Source organism: Terrabacter sp. 2TAF16, from assembly GCF_052115065.1.
Taxonomy (GTDB): domain Bacteria; phylum Actinomycetota; class Actinomycetes; order Actinomycetales; family Dermatophilaceae; genus Terrabacter.
The window spans coordinates 180,854-197,198 of record NZ_JBFRFZ010000003.1 but is presented as its reverse complement, the minus strand read 5'-3'; the positions used below and the strand labels follow the sequence as shown (position 1 = coordinate 197,198).

The window sequence follows — 16,345 nt, the reverse complement described above, 5'->3', positions numbered from 1 at the left end:
GCCCCGGAAGCCCGCCAGACCGCCACAACTCCGCCTGGGCGGGGTCGAGGTTGCCCGAGCGCGGCGGAAAAGGGCTGGACGCGAGCCCTGGGCGCCGCATACCTTCTCTCCCGTGTGGATCTCCTGATGCCTCGAGCCCGCCCGCCGCTGACCTGACGACGACCGTCTGACGTCACCCGCGGGGCCCTGCCGACCATCAAGGACCCCCATGTCTTCCTCCGTCACCATCTCCGGACTCGACGTCGCCTTCGGGGCACGCACCCTCTTCTCCGGTCTCGACCTGACCCTCGCCGACGGTGACGTGCTCGCCGTCGTCGGCCCCAACGGGTCGGGCAAGTCGACGCTCATGCGCACCATCGTCGGCGAGCTGCCGATCGAGGCCGGCTCGATCCGTCTCGCCCCGTGCGACGCGACGGTCGGCTGGCTCCCGCAGGTCGTGCCCGACCCGTCGGAGACCCTCCTGACGTATGCCCGTCGACGCACCGGCGTCACGGCCGCCGACACCGAGCTCGAGGCCGCGTCCGCCGCGATCGCTGCCGGCGACGAGGGCAGCGAGGACCGCTACGCCGCCGCCCTCGAACGCTGGCTCGCGCTCGGGGCCGCCGACCTCGACGAGCGGCTGCCCGAGGTGGCCGCCCGCGTGGGGCTCGACGTCGCGTCCGACCGTCCCCTCGGCACCCTGTCCGGCGGGCAGGCCGCGCGGGCCTGCCTCGTCGCCGTGCTGCTCAGCCAGTACGACGTGCTGCTCCTCGACGAGCCGACGAACGACCTCGACGCCCGCGGGCTCACCCTCATGGCCGACTTCGTCGCCGCGCACGAGGGCCCGATCCTCGTCGCCAGCCACGACCGCACCTTCCTCGACGCGGTCGCCACCGGCGTCGTCGAGCTCGACGTCAAGCAGCAGCGCATCGGCCACTACACCGGCGGCTGGAGCAGCTTCGTCGCGCAGCGCGAGCTCGCCCGCGCCCACGCGTGGGAGGCGTACGAGGGGTATGCCGCCGAGCGGGACTCGCTGCTCGCGCAGTCCCGGCAGCGGCACGACTGGGCCGACCGGGGGCGGCGCAACGTCGCGCTCGGCAAGGAGCCCGACAAGCACATCCGCGAGAAGCACAAGGCCCGGGCCGACCGTCAGGCGGCGAAGGGCGGCCGCCTCGAGCGGGCCGCCGATCGACTCGACGCGGTGGAGCAACCACGCAAGGAGTGGCAGCTGCGCTACGCGATCACCGAAGGCCGGCCCTCCGCCGACGTCGTGGCCACCTTGTCCGACGCGGTCGTCGAGCGGCACGGCTTCCGGCTCGGCCCGGTCAGCCTCGTCGTCGGCCGCGGCGACCGTATCGCGCTCGTCGGCGACAACGGCTCGGGCAAGACGACGCTGCTCGGCGCCCTGCTGGGTGACCTGCCCCTCACGTCCGGCCGCCAGAGCCTGGGCACGCGTGTGGCCGTCGGCGTCATCGACCAGCGCCGGCACCTGCTCGACGACGACGCCTCGGTGCTCGAGGTCGTGCGGCGCGAGCTCGGGACCCACCCGAGGTCGGGGAGCGAGTGGCCGGTCGCGGAGGTGCGCACCCTCCTCGCGAAGTTCGGGCTCGGGTCCGAGCACGTCTCACGTCCGGCCCGGAGCCTGTCGATGGGTGAGCGGACGCGCGCCCTCATGGCCCTCTTCCAGGGTCGCGAGGTCAACCTCCTCGTGCTCGACGAGCCGACGAACCACCTCGACGTCGACGCCATCGAGCAGCTCGAGGCCGCCGTGGCGTCCTTCGGAGGGACCGTGCTCGTCGTGAGCCACGACGAGAGCCTGCTCGACGGCATACGCCTGACCCACCGGTGGGTCGTCACGCGCGGACGCGTCCGCGTCGAGACCCTCTGACCGGCCCTGCGGCCAGAGGCTCGGTCAGCGGGTGACGCTGCGAGTGCGGCTCCAGCGCCAGACGGCCGTCACGACGACGGCACCGACGATCGAGCCGATGATGCCGCTCGGTCGCAGCGCGAGGCCGTCGCCCGCGATGAGGCTCGCGAGGAGACCACCGACGAACGAGCCGACGAGGCCCGCGACGATGGCCATCGTCCAGTCGATGCTCTTGCCCTCGCGACCCAGGATGAGCTGGGCGGCGGCGCCGACGAGCATGCCGAAGAGGATCATGCCGATGATGAGCATGGGCCGAGCATAGAGGCACGAGACGCCTCAGACCGTGGTGTCGCCCGAATCCTCTGGCTTCTCGGTGGTCCGTTCGCTGGTCCGTTCGGTTGCCCGTTCGGCGGCCCTCTCGATGGCCGGCTCGATCGAGAAGTCCAACGAGGCGTCGAAGTCCAGGTCGAACGTCGGGTCCTGGTGGCGCAGCCACACCCGGTTGAGGATGGCGCAGCCCACGATGAGCTGACCGGCGACGAGGAGCCAGACGAGCACGGCACCGGCGACGCCCAGCGAGCCGTAGAGCGCCGACGAGTGCTCGATCCGGGCCGGGAGGTAGACGCGGCTGATGACGTGGAGGGTCGCGAGCCCCACCCCGAAGAGCAGACCGCCGGGCACGAGGTCCAGCCAGGACCGGCGCCGGTCGGGCAGGTGGAGGGTGATGAGCACCCACCCGGCACCGGAGATCCCCGCCTGGCAGACGAAGGACAGCAGGATGCCGCCGGGCAGGAGGTTGTCGAGACTCGTGACGAGCGCGGCACCGAGGAAGATACCCAGCCAGGCCGCCCCGAAGACGAGCGTCGCCCCCAGCACCTCGCGCTGCGAGCGTCGCGGCACCCGGGCGTCCCACACGTGCGCGTTGACGATGACGAGGTTGCGCATCAGGGTTCGCGTCGTCCACAGCGAGAGGAAGAGACCGACGAGCACGGCCACCCACCAGGAGCGCGTGGACTCCTCGAGGGCGACGGTGATCTGTTGCCGCAGGGTGCTCGTCACCCCCGTGACGGCGACGGCGTCCTCGGCCGCACCGGGGATCGCGCGGCTGAGTCCCGCCACCAGCCCGGACACGAGCAGGGCGAGCGGGAGCAGCCACAGGAAGGTGCGGAAGGCGACGGCGCTGGCGAGCAGCATGCCCTGGCGGGCGACGTAGAGGGCCGCCATCTCCAGCGGCACCTTCGCCGCAGGAATGCGGCGCGAGAGCTCCATGTACTTCCGGGCATACCGGGACGCGGTGTCCTCGCCTCGCGACCGCAGACGCGCCAGACGACCTGACGCGGGCTCCACCGCGCCCCCGTCGGCCGGCAGGTCTGCGTCGTGCCCGGCGCCGTGTGCCATGGCTGAGGTTCCCACGGCGAGCGCCCCTGTGGTGGGTCTTCGCCCGACCGGTCCGGACCGCACCTCCCGCTGGCGCCCGATCTGCGCCACGCTGGACCCATGCCAGCCACCACGGTCGTCCTCTTCGGCGCCACCGGAGACCTCGCCAGGCGCAAGCTGCTCCCGGGCATGCTGCACCTGCACGAGTCCCAGCTCCTCGAGGGCCTGCGCATCGTCGCGACCTCGCTCGACGAGCTGAGCCGCGAGGAGTTCCTCGACCTCGTCCTCGCGTCGGTGCGAGAGCACAGCAGCCACAACGTGAGCGACGACGACCTCCGCGAGTTCGCCGACCGGATCCACTGGGTGCCGGGCAGCGCCGGGCCGCAGGGGATCCGCGCCGCCGTCGACGAGTCGGAGGCGATCCTCGGACCCGACGCACGACGGCTGCACTACCTCTCGGTGCCACCCAAGGCCGCCCTCGCCGTCGTGCACCAGCTCGCCGAGGCCGGTCTCGTCGAACGCAGCCGGATCATCATGGAGAAGCCCTTCGGCACCGACCTCGAGAGCGCCCGCAAGCTCAACGCCGAGCTCCACGAGGTCTTCGACGAGGAGCAGATCTTCCGCATCGACCACTTCCTCGGCAAGGAGGCGGCCCAGAACATCCTCGCCTTCCGCTTCGCCAACGGCCTCTTCGAGCCGATCTGGCACCGCAACCACATCGACCACATCCAGATCGACGTCCCGGAGACGCTCGGCCTCGCGCAGCGCGCGGACTTCTACGAGAGCACCGGCGCCTACCGCGACATGGTCGTCACGCACCTCTTCCAGGTGCTCGCCTTCACCGCGATGGAGCCGCCGACGGCGCTCGAGCCGCACGCCATCAGCGAGGAGAAGAACAAGGTCTTCCGGTCGATGTCGCCGATCGAGCCGCACGACGTCGTGCGCGGGCAGTACGTCGGCTATCGCGACGTCCCCGGCGTCAGGCACGACAGCCAGACCGAGACCTTCGTCGCGCTCAAGTGCTTCGTCGACAACTGGCGCTGGGCGGGGGTGCCCTTCTACCTGCGCACCGGCAAGCGGCTCGCTGAGGGCGCGCGCATCATCTCGATCGCCTTCAAGGAGCCGCCGCGCTCGATGTTCCCGGCCGGATCGGGCGTCGGCGACAACGGCCCGGACCACCTGACCTTCGACCTCGCCGACCGGTCGCGCATGTCGCTCTCCTTCTACGGCAAGCGTCCCGGGCCCGGGATGAAGCTCGACAAGCTCTCGATGCAGTTCTCCATGGGCGAGACCGACTGGGCCGGAGCGGTGCTCGAGGCCTACGAGCGGCTCATCTACGACGCCGCCCGCGGCGACCGCACCCTCTTCACGTCGGCCGACGGCATCGAACGCCTCTGGGAGATCAGCCAGCCGCTCCTCGACAACCCGCCGATCGTGCGCCCCTATGACCCGGGCACGTGGGGCCCCAACCAGATCCACCAGCTCGTCGCACCCTTCACGTGGCGCCTGCCCTTCGAGCGGCGCTGGCGCGACCCCAACACGACCGGCGCCTGAGCCCACCAGGAGGTCGTAATTCGGCTGCGCGGGCCGGGAGCCCGCGAGCACACTGGGGTGGCCCGCTAACGATGGAGCCACCATGGTGCGCACACGTCTGGTCAGGGCCGCGACCACCGCGACCACCGCTGCTGTCGCGACCGCTGCCGCAGGCCTCCTCGCGGCCTGCGCGAGCTCGGTCGGCACGCCGACCCCGGGCCCGGCGCCGGGACCGGGCACGGCTGCCGTCGGCTCGGCGACGTCGGCCGCCGCTGACGGGCTGACCTCCTCTGCTCCGTCGACGGCCTCCGGGTCAGGCTCCCCGACCGAGGTGGCCTTCCTGCCGGGCACTCCCGTGTGGTGGTCCGGCTTCGAGATCGAGCTCGTCTCCGCGCGCCTGGACGAGACGACCCGGCTGCTCGAGGTGCAGGCGAAGCTGACGAACACGTCGTCCGTCGACACCAACCTCGGCGCCACGAGAGCCGAGATCTCGGTCGGCTCCCCCGACCACGTGACGGCGTGGGACACCGCCTCCGACACCATCCCGCACGGCACGACGCTGCCCAGCACCCTGCGCTTCCCCTCGGTGCCGGACGACTTCGACCTGACCGCGGCGCAGCTCGTCCTCGGCGGCGAGGGCGACCACCAGGCCGTCTTCGCCCTCGGCGACCCGAAGGCCAACGCGACGGCCGTCGCGACCCGACCGCGCGACGTCCCGGCGACCGTCGTCATCAGCAACGCCCACACGGGCGCCAGGTTCGAGTCGCGCGACGTCAGCCTCCTGACGGCGGCGTGCTCGGGTCCGAACCCGATCGACGTGACCTATGTGCCCCTGGCCTCCGACCAGCTCGTCCTCGAGCTCGTCGGGACGATCCAGTCGCCGTCGCGATCGGTGGGCGGCGTTGCGGCACAGCGCGCGATGGCCAGCCCGGCCGGCAACACCGCGGCGGTCGCCGAGCCCGGGATGAGCCTCGTCCTGGGCGCCGACGCCCCGCCCGTGCGCGGACTGCACCTGTGCTTTCCCCTCTCGGCCGACACGCACGGGCGGGTGGACCTGACCTTCGACACCCGGCTCGTCGGCGAGGACTTCGTCACCGCGACGGGCTCCGTGCAGCTGCCCTGAGCGCCCGGCCGGTGATGCCTCAGCGTGGACCGTCGACGACCGTCTGTCGGGTGAATCCCTTGTAGCGGGTGCCCTGGTGCACGAGATGGCCGCGGTCGCCCTCGGCCAGCTGGCCGAAGTCCCGACCGGACACCATCAGCTCACGGCGCTCGCCGGACGGCTCCTCGAACGTCACGAAGTACGTCGTGCTCGCGGTCGAGGGAGTGCCGGCGCTCATCGGCGCGCCGGCCTCGGCGCCGGGGAGGCCCGGCGACCCGGAACGCCGGCGCACGTCGGCTCGACGCGACACCACGAGGGCCTCGACGCTGCGCAGCGGGCTGGCCTCGTTGGCCCGCCACTGCGAGACGCCCTTGATGATCACGAACGCGAACCCCGCGACGACCATCATGGCGACGAGGCCGAAGAACGCCATGAACAGCGGCGGCGGACCGGACATCGCCTGGTCGAACGGGATGAACTCTTCGGTGAGCATGGCAACCCTGTCGTCGGTCGGGTGAGTCATCCTCTATGACTGCGTCCCCGGCCCGAATGGTTGCACGCCGTCGGGCTCGGTCTAGCGAGCGTCCTTCTTGGCCTGTCGGCGGGCGCCCTGAGACTGCGACGACGCGTCCCGCTTCAGGCCGCCCGTCGTCTTCGTCGCGCGCCGCTTGCCCGACGGCACCGAGGCGGCACCGGCGGTCGAGGCCACCGATCCCGGACCCGTCCCGGCCCTGACCTCACGCGCCGCCGCGAGGCGCTCGGCCTTGAGGTCGGCGGCCGCGGCTCGGGCGACGACGCCGAGCCTCGCGCTGACCCGTGCCAGAGCCAGCTCGAAGACCTCGGCGCGGTCGGCGTTGAGCCGGTTGGCCGGTCGGGCCGCGCCGCGAGACCCCTTGGCCGCGACCCGCGCGCTGGCCTGACGCCGGTAGAGACCGACGTGCTTGGTGCGGGCCCGACGCACCCTCTGGTGCAGCTCGATGAGCTCGTCCTCGGAAAGCTCGGCGAGGCGGGCCGGCTCGGTTTCGCGGACGAGGTCCGCCTGGTCCGCCGTGAGCGATGTCGTCGTCGTCATGGCACTCGATCCTCGTCCCGACGACGTCGGCGGGCATCACCTGTTGCGGGTGATGCCCGCGCCCACCTCACTCGCCGGGGTAGACGACCCCGACCTGACGGCGTACGGCATCCATCGTCTCCATGACGCGCAGCGTCGTGGCGTGCGGCATGAGCGGTGACTCGGTCTGGCCGGCGACGAGGCAGCGGGCGAACTCGGCCGCCTCGTAGGAGAAGCCGCGCACGTCCTCGGTGAGGCCGCCGGGCCGCTCGTCGATGACCTCGTTGTCGGGGCCGACGAGCCGGATCGTCGAGCCCGGACCGTAGAAGGCGCCGGACAGCTCGAGGCGAGCCAGGGTGCCGGCGACGACCGCGGTGACCGGCGTGACCGCGGCCATCGTGCACGAGAGCACGCCATGGCCTCCCCCGGCACCGGTGACGGTGATCGTCGTCGTCGCGTCGACGCCGAGGTCGGTGAGCGTGCCCGTGGCCGTGACGGCCGACGGTGCGCCGAGCACGAGGTCGGCGAACGACACGGGGTAGACGCCGAGGTCGAGCAGGGCGCCACCCGCGAGCTCGGGCTGCGAGAGGCGGGCCGGGCCGCCGGGGTAGAGACGCTGCCCGTGGTCGGCGAACACGGCGACGAGCTCGCCGATGAGGCCGGTCTCGACGACGTGCCGCACGACGTCGTAGTGCGGCAGGAAGCGGCTCCACATCGCCTCGACGACGAGCAGGTTCTGGGCGTCGGCGGCGGCGAGCACCTCGCGGGCCTCGGCGGCGCTGCGGGTGAAGGCCTTCTCGACGAGCACCGGCTTGCCGGCCTCGAGCGCGAGCAGGGCGTGGTCGCGGTGCTCGGAGTGCGGCGACGCGACGTAGATCGCGTCCACCTCCGGGTCGGCGACGAGCTCCTCGTAGGAGCCGTGGGCCCGCGGGACCGCGAACTCGTCGGCGAAGTCCTGCGCCCGCTCGCGGCTGCGCGAGCCGACGGCGACGACCGACGACGACGTTCCGACCGCCACGGCGTCGGCGAAGGCGTGCGCGATGCCACCGGGCGCGAGGACGCCCCACCGGATGGCGGGGGCGTCGTGCGGGTCGGGCGTGCGTGGCTCGGGCAGCTGGAGGGGCACGTCGATGGGCAGGGTCATGCGTTCACATCCCAGAGGTGGTGGCGTATGTCATGGGTGAAGTAGAGCGCGAGGGTGCGGGCCGTGAACTCCGAGCCGTTGCTGCGCAGGGCCGGCCACTCCCACTGCGTACCCGCCGGGAGGGCGTATGCCGTCGCCGCCGCCTCGAACGCCGCCGGGACCTCGCGTGCCACGACGTCGGGGTCGGAGCGCCAGTACTGCTGCTCGACGGCGGTCTCGTCCTGGTCCCAGTCGGCGAAGCGGACGACCTCGCCGCCTCCGGCGAGGATCTGCTCGAGCCGGCCCCGCATGACGTCGCAGACGTCGCGGACGTGGCAGGTGTACTCGAGCGGCGACCAGACGCCCTCGGCCGGGCGGGCCCGCACGTCGTCGCGACCCAGCGCGGCGGCATACCGCTGCCCCGCGTCGCGGAGCAGCGCCGGAACGTCGGCGGGCTCGACGGCCGCGACGTCGAAGCCGCAGTCGGGGCACGGTCGCGTCAGGACCCACGTCCAGTCCGCGTCGTCCGGCATCGACGGCCCGGGGTCGGTGGGGGGCTCGCTCATGGCGCCCAGCCTAGGGCCGGGGCGCCCACCGGCGAGCGGCAGTTCGGGAGTCCACCCTGCGGGGGATACCGTATGTCTTCGTGCTCAAGGACTACCTGCCGTGGATCGTCGCCGGCCTCGTCGTGCTGGCGCTGGTCATCGGAGGAGTCGTCCTGACCCGCGTCGCTCCTGAGGCGACCGCGACCTTGCGCCGCCGTCCCCGCCCGCCGCGCGACCACTTCCGCAGCGGTGACGAGGGCCCGGCCCCGCTCAAGCGGGCCGGGATCGTCATCAACCCGACGAAGTTCACCGACCTGCCCGCGGTGCGCGAGCGCATCGCCGCCTCGTGCCGCGCGAACGGCTGGGGCGAGCCGCACTTCTACGAGACGACCGTCGAGGACCCCGGTCAGGGGCAGGCCGCGCAGGCCGTCCGCGACGGCGTCGACATCGTGTGCACGCTCGGTGGCGACGGCACCGTGCGCAACGTCGCGACCGCCCTCGTCGGCACCGAGACGGCGCTCGGCATCCTCCCCGCCGGCACCGGCAACCTGCTCGCGCGCAACCTCGACCTGCCTGTCGCCCTCGAGGCGGCCGTTGCGGTCGCGCTGACGGGGCGCAACCGGCGCATCGACGTCGGCGAGCTCGCCCTGGGCGTGACCGCGAGCGGCGAGGCGGGCGAGGACGCCGACGAGCCCGTCGACCCCGAGACGCACTACTTCCTCGTCATGAGCGGTGTCGGCATGGACGCGCAGATCATGGCCGGCACCAACGAGAACCTCAAGGCCAAGGTCGGCTGGCCCGCCTACATGGTCTCGGGGCTCAAGCACCTCGTGTCGCCGGAGTTCCGGATCGCCGTCAAGGTCGACGACGAGCTCGAGTTCCGCCGTCGCGCAAGGATGGTCGTCATCGGCAACTGCGGACGCCTCCTCGGCGGCCTCGTGCTCATGCCGAACGCCCGCGTCGACGACGGCCAGCTCGATGCCGTCATCGCGTCCCCGCGCGGGGTCGTCGGCTGGGTGCCCGTGGCGACGCGGGTCGCCACCCGGCAGCGCAAGGGTCACCCGACCCTGGACCACAAGGCGTGCAAGGAGATCCGTGTGCGCACCGACCGGCCCGTGCCGGTCCAGATCGACGGTGACGTCATCGGCGAGGCCACCGAGGTCAGTGCGACCGTGCGCCCCGGCTGCCTCACGGTGCGCGTCAGCCAGTAGGCCGCCCCCTCACCCCCCGCATCGAACGCAGCGCTCGGTGGCGAACGCGCTGTTAGAACACTGAGTTCGCGACCGAACGCAGCGTTCGGGCGGGAGGAGGGGATGGGTCCGGGCAGGGCCGCTCAGGCGAAGAGCCCCTGACCCCAGTGCTGCCCGTCCTTCAGCCCGGGTGGGCACGCGAAGACCGCCGAGCCGTTGTGCTCGATGTACTCGTTGAGCACGTCCGCCTTGGCGAGCGCCCGCTGCATCGGGACGAACTGCCTGCCCGGGTCGCGCATGTATGCGAGGAAGAAGAGCCCCGCGTCGAGGTGGCCGACGCCGTCGGAGCCGTCGGTGAAGTTGTAGCCGCGCCGCAGGATGCGTATGCCGCCGAGCTGGCTCTCGTGGGCGAGGCGCACGTGCGCGTGGACGGGGATCGCCGGCTGGCCGTCGGGGCCCTTCTTCGCGAAGTCGAGCGCGTCGAACTCCTTCGCCCGGCCGAGCGGGGCCCCTTCCTTCTTGTCACGACCGATGATGTCCTCCTGCTCCTGCAGGCTCGTCCGGTCCCAGACCTCGATGTGCATCCGGATGCGGCGCGCGACGAGGTAGGAGCCGCCGGCCATCCACGCACCGCCGCCGGTCTCGTCGTCAGGTGCGACCCACACGTGCTGCGCGAGGCCCTCCGGCTCCTCCGCCTTGACGTTGTTGGTGCCGTCCTTGAAGCCGAACATGTTGCGCGGCGTGACCTGCGCGGTCGACGTCGAGGACGTGCGGCCGAAGCCGAGCTGGGACCAGCGGACCGCGACGACCCCGAAGCCGAGCCGCACGAGGTTGCGCACGGCGTGGACCGCGACCTGCGGGTCGTTGGCGCACGCCTGGATGCAGAGGTCCCCGCCCGTGCGGCGCGGATCGAGCTGGTCGCCGGTGAAGGCCGGGAGGTCCTGCAGCGCGGCCGGGCGCTTCGACGCGAGGCCGAACCGGTCGTCGAAGAGGGAGGGGCCGTAGCCGATCGTGATCGTCAGCCCGGACGCCGGCAGGCCGTAGGCCTCGCCCGTGTCCTCGGGTGCGCGGTTGGGACCGCCACCGACGAGCCCGCCGGGCGCTGCCTCGGCGCCGGCCGTCATCCGCTCGGCCGCACGGGTCCAGTCCTCGAGGAGCTGGCGCAGCTGCGCGCGGTCCTTCGTCACGACGTCGAGCGCCACGAAGTGGAGGCGGTCCTGCGCGGGAGTGACGATGCCGGCCTGGTGCTCACCGCGGAACGGGATGGCCGCGTCGAGCGCGAGCGCGGGCGCTGCGGTGGACGGCGGGGCACCTGCCGCGCCGGCGTCGTCACCGCGCGACACGGCGTACGCGGTCCCGGCGCCGGCCACGACGCCGGCGACGGCAGCCGTGCCCGAGGCACCGAGGAGCCGGCGGCGGCTGAGGCCTTCGTCGCTCACTTGGCCTCCACGACTCCGGGGACCTTGGACACCTGCTCGGAGAGCGCGTCGAGCGAGACGGTCAGCTCCTTGATGTCGGCCTCGGTCAGCGCGGTGTAGCTCGTGTAGTCGGCACCGGTCTTGTGCTTGGCGAGCAGGGTCGAGAGCTCGGTGAAGTCGGCGTCGAGGGCCTTCTGCAGGGCCGGGTCGCGCTCGGCGATGACGGGGCGCAGCACGGCGAGCGCCTGGCGCGAGCCCTCGAGGTTGCCGTCGAAGTCCCAGAGGTCGGTGTGCGAGTAGCGCTCCTCCTCGCCCGTGATCTTGCCCGTCGCGACCTCGTCGAGCAGGGCCTTGGCGCCACCCGCGATCGACAGGGCGGTCGGCTCGACGGTCTTGCTCTTCGCGGCGATCTCGGTGACGTCCGCGAGCAGCTGGTCGGCGACGGCGCCCGAGTCCTTCTGGAGGCCGTCCTTCCAGAGGTCCTTCTCGAGGCGGTGGTAGCCGGTGAAGGCCATCCCGTCGGCGATGACGTCCTCACGGCCGTCGATCTTCGGGTCGAGATCGCCGAAGCTCTCGGCGACCGGCTCGATGGCCTCCCACGGGTGGCGCGCCTGGGCGTAGAGCGACTTGGCCTTCGCGACGTCACCGGCCTTGACCGCGGCGACGAACTCCTTGGTGCCGTCGACGAACTCGTCGGCCTCGGAGGCGACGAAGGCCTTGTAGTCGGTGATCGCCTTGGCGACCTTCGAGTCGGCGCTGCCCTTCGCCGCGGTGCCCGTCACGGTGAACGCGCCGCGGATGCCGTCGCCGACCATGCCTGGCTTGCACGACGTCGTGAACGTGCCGGGCTCGGTGATCTCGACCTTGAGCTCGCGGCTCAGGCCGGGCGTGATGTTCTCGACCTCGGAGACGATGCGGTCACCCTCGGCGTAGAGGTAGAACTCGTTGACCTTGCTGCCCGAGTTCGTGACCTGGAAGGTCACGGTGCCGGCCTTGGCCGTCGTGGCGCTCAGCTCGCACGCGGTGTCGGTGGCGTTGACCGTGATCGGTCCGCCGCCGCCACCGGCCGCGGTCGAGCCAGCGGTCGCGGTCGGCTTGTCGGCGCAGCCGGTCAGGGCGAGGGCCGCTGCGAGTGACAGGGCGACGGGCACGGCGGTGCGCACGGCGCGGGCAGCGGGGCGCAGGGCAGGGCGGGGCATGGTGGTTCTCCTGGAGGGCGTCGGTGTGAGTGCGAAGCGGACCGGCCGGGCCGGTCGGCGCGAGACGGTCAGGCGGCGACGGTGGGACGCGCGCCGCTCGTCGGGGTCGCGCTGGGGGCCCGCTGCGCCGGGGCGGCCGGGGCGGCCGGCCGAGCCGGGCGCAGGAAGAGGGTCAGGACGATGCCGACGTAGAGCACCCACGCGATGGCCTGGAGCACGGTGGTCGCGGGCGTGAAGTTGAAGATGCCCTTGAGCAGCGTGGCGTACCAGCTGCCCGGATCCACGGTCGCGCTGACGTCGAAGGCGAGCGTCGTCAGGCCGGGCAGGAAACCGGCCTCCTGGAGGTCGTGGATGCCGTAGGCAAGGATGCCGGCCGCGACGAGGACGAGGAGGATGCCGGTGTAGCGGAAGAAGGTGGCGAGGTTGATCTTGACCGCGCCGCGGTAGATGAGCCAGCCGAGGACGACGGCGCCGCCGAGACCGATGACCCAGCCGATGAGCGGCTGGTTGTTGCCCTGGCCGGCGGCCTCGGTCGTGGCGTAGAAGAAGATCGCCGTCTCGAGTCCCTCACGCCCGACGCCGAGGAAGGCGACGAGGGCGATCGCGAGCGGTCCCATGTCGAGCGCCTTGTCGAGCCGGCCCTTGAGCTCGCCCGAGATGGTCCGCGAGGCGGACTTCATCCAGAAGACCATGAAGGTGACGAAGACGACCGCGATGATCGAGGCGCTGCCACCGATGAGCTCCTGGGCCTCGAACGTCAGCTGCTTCGTGCCGTAGGTGAGCAGGGCTCCGAGGGCGACCGACAGGGCGACGGCGACACCGACCCCGGTCCAGACGTGGCGCAGGGCCCAGCGGCGATCGGTCTTGACGAGGAAAGCCACGAGGATGACGACCACGAGGGCCGCCTCGAGTCCTTCTCGGAGTCCGATGAGCGCGTTGCTCGCGAGCACGGGTGCCTTCTCTCAGGTTGTTCTCAGCAATTACGCCACGGCGACGTGACGGAATTCAGGAAAGCACAGGTAAGCCTTGCCTAACAACCCGGCCCAGGTGTCAGAGTCGCCACATGAGCACGCCTGAGTCCGCCTCCCCGACTTTTTCCGGCTTTCCTCCCGGTGCCCTGTCCTTCTACGCCGAGCTCGAGGACGTGAACTCACGGGACTGGTGGCTCGCCCACAAGGACGTCTACGAGCGCGACGTGCGCGAGCCGATGCTCGCCCTGCTCGACGGTCTCGAGGACGAGTTCGGCCCGGCGAAGCTCTTCCGACCCAACCGCGACGTGCGCTTCAGCGCCGACAAGTCGCCCTACAAGACCCACCAGGGCGCGCTCGTGGGCTCCGGCACGGTGCTCGGCTACTACGTGCAGGTGAGCGCCGACGGCCTGCGCGCGGGCGGCGGCTTCCGGGCGGTGAGCCCGGCGCAGACCGCCCGCTTCCGGGCAGCCGTCGACGCGCCGTCCAGTGGACTCGGACTCGAGACCATCCTCGAGGCGTTGCGCGGCAAGGACTTCGAGCTGATGGGCGAGCAGGTCAAGACGACCCCGAGGGGGTATGCCGCCGACCACCCCCGTATCGCGACGCTTCGTCACAAGGAGCTGATGGTCTCCCGCGACTTCGGCGCGCCCGCCTGGCTGTCGACGACGCGGACGCTGACGGAGGTCCGGGACACGTGGCGGGCCGTGCGACCGCTGACGGCGTGGCTCGAGGAGCACGTCGGCGCCGAGGAGCCCGCGGCCCGGCGGTGACGTGCCCGGTCTCCCTGCTGCAACCGGCTAGCCGGCCTTGCGACCGATGACGCCGAACATCGTCACGGAGAAGAAGGCCGTGCCGGCCCGCGCCGCGGCCATGACGTCCGCCAGGAGCCGGTCGGCCTCCTCGCGGGTCAGCGCGCCCTCCTGCACCGCGGCATCGGCGTTCCGGTGGACCACACCGCTGCCGAGCAGCGCGCGCGGCGGCATGATCAGCGCGGCCGAGCCGATGTCGTGGTCGACGAGCAGCCCGGCGGCCCGGAGCTGGTTCGGCAGGTGTCGCGCCGCGAACGGGTTGGGCATCCGTCGCCAGTTGGCCTCGGCGTAGCGACGCACGAGGTCGGGGTCGCCGGGGTGGCTGATGACGGTGCCCCAGTCGCTGTCGAGGACGGCGGCGCGTCCACCGGGCGCGAGCACCCGCGCGAGCTCGTGGGCCGCAGCCTGCGGGTCGGCGAGGTGCTGGAAGACGCGCTCGCAGCGCAGCACGTGCACGGCACCGTCGGCGAAGGGCAGGTCGGCGGCGTCGCCGTCGATGAACGTCGCGGCGGACCCGAGCAGGGCCGCACGCCGCGACGCCTCCTCGCGCAGGCCGGGGTTGGGCTCGACACCGACCGCACGTCCGTTCGGTGCGACGGCCTCGGCGAGGCGACGCAGCTCCGTGCCGAGCCCCGCCCCGACGTCGACGACCGACTCCCCCGGCTCCGGCGCCAGGGCCTCGAACGCCCAGGCCCGCAGGCGCCGGACCGCCGGCTGCTGCTCCTGCGCGTCGAGGAGCGCGACGAGGGTGGCGACGCGGGCAGCGCCGCCCTCGCCGATCCGCTCCCGCGTGAACATGTTCGGGGCGGCGCCCGGCTCCTCGGGAGGAGTCGGACCCGACTGAGGGGTCACCGCTCCAGCATGCTGCCCACCGTTCGGATCGGGGCGGGGTTTGCCGAGAACTGTCGAGGGTGGGCGGCTACGTTGGGCCGGTGACCCAGCGCAGCGTCCCGGTCGACGCGTACATCATCGGAGCCGGCCCCGGTGGCCTGGCCGTCGCCGCCGCCCTCGAAGCCCGTGGCCTGCACGGCGTGGTCCTCGAGCGGAGCCACGGCGTCGGCACGTCGTGGCGCAGCCACTACGACCGGCTGCACCTGCACACACCGCGTGAGCTCTCCGGCCTTCCGGGCTTCCCGATCCCGAAGGAGATGGGCCGCTGGGTCGCACGCGACGACGTCGTGCGCTACCTCGAGCTGTATGCCGCCCACCACCGGCTCGACGTGCGCCTCGGCACCGAGGTGAGCCGGGTCGACCGATCCGCTGAGGGCGAGTCGTGGACGCTCACGCTCGCGGACGGGACGACGCTCACGGCGCCGTACGCCGTCGTGGCCACGGGCTTCAACCACACGGCCCGCGAGCCGGACGTGCCTGGCCTGCAAGGCTATTCCGGTGAGGTCGTGCTGGCGCGGGACTACCGCAACGGGTCGGCCCACGCCGGCAAGGACGCCCTCGTCGTGGGCACGGGCAACACCGGCACCGAGCTGGCCGTCGACCTGGTCGAGCACGGCGCCGCGCGCGTGCGCCTGGCCGTGCGCACGGTGCCGCACATCCTGCGACGCAACACGGGGCCGTATGCCGCGCAGTACACCGGCATCGCCGTGCGGCGGCTGCCCACGGCCTTCGTCGACAAGGTGGCACCGATCGTCGGCCGACTGCAGACCCCTGACCTGTCGGCGCAGGGACTGCCGCGTCCCGACACCGGCCTGCTGACCAGGGTCGAGCGCGACAACGCGATCCCGGTGCAGGACGTCGGCATCATCGACGCGATCCGGACCGGCGCCGTCGAGCCGGTGGCCGCGCTGCGGGAGTTCGACGGGGATGCCGTCGTGCTCGCGGACGGCACACGCCTGACGCCCGACCTCGTCGTGCTCGCGACCGGCTACAGCCAGGGGCTCGAGCCCCTCATCGGGCACCTCGGGGTGCTCGACGAGAAGGGCCGCCCGGTCGAACGCGGCGGGCGCACAGCGCGCGGCGCCAGGGGCCTGTGGTTCACCGGCTACACGAACCCGATCTCCGGCATGCTCCGCGAGCTCTCGATCGACTCGCGCAAGATCGCGCTCGCCATGGCCTTGACCAAGCGCCGCGAGATGAAGGCCCTCCGCTCCGCCTGACCGTCGGGAACGGGGCCACGGCGCAGTTCCAGCGCGACTCCGGCCCAACCCGGCCCAACCCGGCCCACGA

General features: G+C 72.3%; 16 protein-coding genes. 6 read left to right on the top strand and 10 right to left on the bottom strand.

Annotated elements, in window-relative coordinates:
- Positions 1-208: 208 nt before the first annotated feature.
- Positions 209-1,867: an ABC-F family ATP-binding cassette domain-containing protein gene (locus AB4Z14_RS04775; RefSeq protein ID WP_442274196.1), complete on the top strand. Its 1,659-nt coding sequence runs from the start codon at positions 209-211 to the stop codon at positions 1,865-1,867.
- Positions 1,868-1,891: 24 nt separating this feature from the next.
- Here AB4Z14_RS04775 and AB4Z14_RS04770 read toward each other — a convergent pair whose 3' ends face one another.
- Together AB4Z14_RS04770 and AB4Z14_RS04765 are read right to left on the bottom strand one after the other, a co-directional pair.
- Positions 1,892-2,155, bottom strand: a complete 264-nt coding sequence (locus AB4Z14_RS04770) for a GlsB/YeaQ/YmgE family stress response membrane protein (protein ID WP_056774754.1) — start codon at positions 2,153-2,155, stop codon at positions 1,892-1,894.
- A gap of 27 nt (positions 2,156-2,182) precedes the next feature.
- The gene (locus AB4Z14_RS04765) at positions 2,183-3,259 is read right to left on the bottom strand and encodes a YhjD/YihY/BrkB family envelope integrity protein (protein WP_442274195.1); all 1,077 of its coding nucleotides are present in this window, start codon (positions 3,257-3,259) and stop codon (positions 2,183-2,185) included.
- Between the two features lie 84 nt (positions 3,260-3,343).
- Between AB4Z14_RS04765 and zwf the strand changes: the two genes are divergently transcribed.
- Both zwf and AB4Z14_RS04755 read left to right on the top strand, forming a co-directional pair.
- On the top strand, positions 3,344-4,777 hold the full coding sequence (gene zwf, locus AB4Z14_RS04760) for a glucose-6-phosphate dehydrogenase (protein ID WP_442274194.1): 1,434 nt from the start codon (positions 3,344-3,346) through the stop codon (positions 4,775-4,777).
- Positions 4,778-4,859: 82 nt separating this feature from the next.
- On the top strand, positions 4,860-5,879 hold the full coding sequence (locus AB4Z14_RS04755) for a hypothetical protein (RefSeq protein WP_442274193.1): 1,020 nt from the start codon (positions 4,860-4,862) through the stop codon (positions 5,877-5,879).
- Between the two features lie 19 nt (positions 5,880-5,898).
- Here AB4Z14_RS04755 and AB4Z14_RS04750 read toward each other — a convergent pair whose 3' ends face one another.
- The 4 genes from AB4Z14_RS04750 to AB4Z14_RS04735 all read right to left on the bottom strand — a co-directional run bounded on the left by AB4Z14_RS04750 (position 5,899) and on the right by AB4Z14_RS04735 (position 8,598).
- Positions 5,899-6,351 carry a DUF2500 domain-containing protein gene (locus AB4Z14_RS04750; RefSeq protein ID WP_442274192.1) on the bottom strand — a complete coding sequence of 151 codons (453 nt, stop codon included), beginning with the start codon at positions 6,349-6,351 and terminating at the stop codon, positions 5,899-5,901.
- Positions 6,352-6,432: 81 nt separating this feature from the next.
- Entirely contained in the window at positions 6,433-6,930 is a 498-nt protein-coding gene (locus AB4Z14_RS04745) for a hypothetical protein (protein ID WP_442274191.1), read from the bottom strand.
- Between the two features lie 67 nt (positions 6,931-6,997).
- Positions 6,998-8,053, bottom strand: a complete 1,056-nt coding sequence (locus AB4Z14_RS04740) for a Gfo/Idh/MocA family protein (protein WP_442274190.1) — start codon at positions 8,051-8,053, stop codon at positions 6,998-7,000.
- Positions 8,050-8,598, bottom strand: a complete 549-nt coding sequence (locus AB4Z14_RS04735; RefSeq protein WP_442274189.1) for a DinB family protein — start codon at positions 8,596-8,598, stop codon at positions 8,050-8,052. Before AB4Z14_RS04735 ends, AB4Z14_RS04740 begins: the two co-directional genes overlap by 4 nt.
- Before the next feature lie 80 nt (positions 8,599-8,678).
- Between AB4Z14_RS04735 and AB4Z14_RS04730 the strand changes: the two genes are divergently transcribed.
- Positions 8,679-9,788 (top strand): diacylglycerol/lipid kinase family protein, encoded by a 1,110-nt coding sequence (locus AB4Z14_RS04730; protein ID WP_442274188.1) that lies wholly within the window; start codon positions 8,679-8,681, stop codon positions 9,786-9,788.
- Positions 9,789-9,910: 122 nt separating this feature from the next.
- Here AB4Z14_RS04730 and efeB read toward each other — a convergent pair whose 3' ends face one another.
- From efeB to efeU, 3 genes are all read right to left on the bottom strand, one after another.
- A complete protein-coding gene (gene efeB, locus AB4Z14_RS04725) occupies positions 9,911-11,206 on the bottom strand; it encodes an iron uptake transporter deferrochelatase/peroxidase subunit (RefSeq protein WP_442274187.1) in 1,296 nt (431 codons plus the stop codon).
- Positions 11,203-12,384, bottom strand: coding sequence for an iron uptake system protein EfeO (efeO, locus tag AB4Z14_RS04720; RefSeq protein WP_442274186.1), 1,182 nt, complete (start codon positions 12,382-12,384; stop codon positions 11,203-11,205). The genes efeB and efeO overlap by 4 nt, the downstream gene beginning before the upstream one ends.
- 68 nt (positions 12,385-12,452) lie before the next feature.
- Complete coding sequence (efeU, locus tag AB4Z14_RS04715) at positions 12,453-13,334, bottom strand: iron uptake transporter permease EfeU (protein ID WP_442274185.1); 882 nt, start codon at positions 13,332-13,334, stop codon at positions 12,453-12,455.
- 113 nt (positions 13,335-13,447) lie between these two features.
- Here efeU and AB4Z14_RS04710 point away from each other — a divergent pair, with 113 nt between their 5' ends.
- The gene (locus AB4Z14_RS04710; RefSeq protein ID WP_442274184.1) at positions 13,448-14,125 is read left to right on the top strand and encodes a DUF2461 domain-containing protein; all 678 of its coding nucleotides are present in this window, start codon (positions 13,448-13,450) and stop codon (positions 14,123-14,125) included.
- 27 nt (positions 14,126-14,152) lie between these two features.
- On the opposite strand, the gene AB4Z14_RS04705 is transcribed toward AB4Z14_RS04710, so the two are convergent.
- Positions 14,153-15,016, bottom strand: a complete 864-nt coding sequence (locus AB4Z14_RS04705) for a methyltransferase domain-containing protein (RefSeq protein WP_442274183.1) — start codon at positions 15,014-15,016, stop codon at positions 14,153-14,155.
- Between the two features lie 80 nt (positions 15,017-15,096).
- Between AB4Z14_RS04705 and AB4Z14_RS04700 the strand changes: the two genes are divergently transcribed.
- On the top strand, positions 15,097-16,275 hold the full coding sequence (locus tag AB4Z14_RS04700) for a flavin-containing monooxygenase (protein WP_442274182.1): 1,179 nt from the start codon (positions 15,097-15,099) through the stop codon (positions 16,273-16,275).
- The last annotated feature ends 70 nt before the right edge of the window (positions 16,276-16,345 follow it).